Origin of the sequence: Kitasatospora sp. NPDC056531, assembly GCF_042794375.1 — a bacterium.
GTDB lineage: Bacteria > Actinomycetota > Actinomycetes > Streptomycetales > Streptomycetaceae > Kitasatospora.
In genome coordinates, this window is record NZ_JBHTTU010000295.1 from 1 (window position 1) to 2265 (window position 2265).

Annotated in this window: 2 protein-coding genes; both read left to right on the forward strand. The window is 68.7% G+C overall.

The window, feature by feature from the left end:
• Positions 1-282: 282 nt before the first annotated feature.
• Entirely contained in the window at positions 283-1182 is a 900-nt protein-coding gene (locus ACFQ87_RS45770) for an aminoglycoside phosphotransferase family protein (protein ID WP_380616974.1), read from the forward strand.
• A gap of 259 nt (positions 1183-1441) precedes the next feature.
• Positions 1442-2260 carry a transposase gene (locus ACFQ87_RS45775; protein ID WP_380616975.1) on the forward strand — a complete coding sequence of 273 codons (819 nt, stop codon included), beginning with the start codon at positions 1442-1444 and terminating at the stop codon, positions 2258-2260.
• The last annotated feature ends 5 nt before the right edge of the window (positions 2261-2265 follow it).

Genomic DNA, 2265 nt, shown 5'->3' on the forward strand with positions numbered 1-2265 from the left:
CACCACGAACCCATGGGTCCACCCCCTAACATCAGGGCAACGGACCCTCGGGTTCGCGCTGAAGAACCTTCAGTTTCCGCGAACTCGCGGGGGTCCAGGGGTCCAGCCAAGGTAAGCCCAAAAGCGGCAGTGGGATGATCTTGGTAGGTCGGCAGTTGCAGTTCAGCGGGAGCGTCCTCGGCCGGGTCGGTTTGATCGGTCCAGCGAGAACTTGGGAGATCGAACCCTGGATCTTCCCGAGGGCAAGGTTGGCTCCGCTTGCCTCAAGTACTGTGACTTCGTGTGATCGAATCCGAGATTGAGATCAGCGAGGATCTGGTCCGCGACCTGTTGCGGGAACAGCATCCGGACCTGGCTGAGCTGCCCATCCGCGAGGTGGAGGGCGGCTGGGGCAACCAGATGTGGCGCCTCGGGGACAAGTTGGCCGTCCGGATGCAGCGGATGGACAAACTCCCCGATCTGCAGCTCAAGGAGCGCCGCTGGCTGCCGGTGCTGGCCCCGCGCCTGCCGCTTCCGATCCCGACCCCGGTGCGAAGCGGGGCACCGTCCGAGCGCTTCCCCAAGGTCTGGACCGTCATGACCTGGGTTGAAGGCACGCCGCTGGACCACGGCTCGATCACCTGCGGCGACCACGCTGCCGACACGCTGGCGGCCTTCCTCAAGGCGTTGCATGCGGAGGCGCCCGCCGACGCGCCGGGCGCCTCGGACTTCGGCGCTCACCCCAGGGAGTGCACGGACGGCTTCGAGAACTTCCTGCAGGCCGTGGACCTCGGGTGCTTCGCCGAGGACGACATCCGGGCCGTGTGGGACGACGCGGTGGCGGCTCCCGAGTGGGAGGGCCCGCGAGTGTGGGTGCACGGCGACCTGCATCCCGCGAACGTCGTCGTCGCGGACGGGACACTGGCGGGCGTCGTCGACTTCGGCGCAGTCTTCGCTGGCGACCCGGCATGGGACCTCATGGCCGCCTGGCTGCTGCTCCCCGCAGGCGGTGCCTCACGGTTCTTCGACAGCTACGCGCAGGCGGACGACGCGGCGGTACGACGGGCACGCGGGCTGGCCGCGATGAAGAGCCTGTTCCTGATGCTGATGGGCCAGAACGGGGACCGCGGCCTGCCCGGCGGCAAGCCGAACTGGGGACCCGCAGGCCGGTCGGCACTTGATCGTGTCCTGAAAGGTCTTTGACGTCGGCATACATCAACCGGCTCTGGCCCGGGCCGGCACTCGTGTCCTGTCGCGTTGAGCTTGTCTGGGGGAGCCGGGCGCCGCAGTTCGCGCAGTCGCGGATGCGGGCCACGCCTCCAGGGTCCAGCCGCGGTGAGCCCAAAAGCGGCTCTTCTGCTCCATCTGTGGGTCGCTGAGGAGCGCCTGACGCAGTACACGCCGTCCCCTGTGCAGATCTTGAGGTGTCGAGACTCAGGATCTGGGGTGCAGGGAGAACGGCGTGCGGTTCACCACGGTATTGAACGCGTTGGTCGGATGCGAGCAGGCGGTTCCGCAGGACGTCCGATTCGAGGAGAAGTCGCAGGTCATCGTGGTCACGGTCCGGCCCAGGTCCCGGGCGCGTCGCCGATGCGGGATCTGCGGCATCCGCTGCCCGAGGTTCGACGGCGGGGCGGGACGACGGCGCTGGCGGCACCTGGACGCCGGCGGACTCAAGCTCTATCTGGAGGCCGACGCGCCCCGCGTAACCTGCAAGCAGCACGGGGTCGTGGTCGCCGCCGTCCCCTGGGCGCGGCACGATGCGGGGCACACCCGTGACTTCGACCAGCAGGTCGCGTGGATGGCCACCGAGTGCTCCAAGTCCGCCACCGCGCATCTGATGCGAACCGCGTGGCGCACCGTCGGCGCCATCCTCACCCGCCACCAGGCCGAGGCGGACGCCGGAATCGACCGCCTGGCCGGCCTGCGCCGCATCGGCGTCGATGAGATCTCCTATCGGCGCGGACAGAAGTACATGACCGTTGTGGTCGACCACGAGTCCCGGCATGTCGTATGGATGGCCGACGGCCACGGCAAGGACGTGCTCCGCTCGTTCTTCGACGCTCTGGGCGCGGACCGCGCACACCAGCTGACGCACATCAGCGCGGACGGGGCCGAGTGGATCGCCGATGTCGTCGCCGAGCGGGCCCCGAACGCGGTCCGCGCCATGGATCCCTTCCACGTCGTGCAGGTGCGCCGTGAGGCGCTGTGTTTCCGGGAGGGGTGTAAGGACCCTCCGCCGGGCTGTCGCAGCAGTCCGGTGAAGCTGGCGGCAGCCTGACCTCG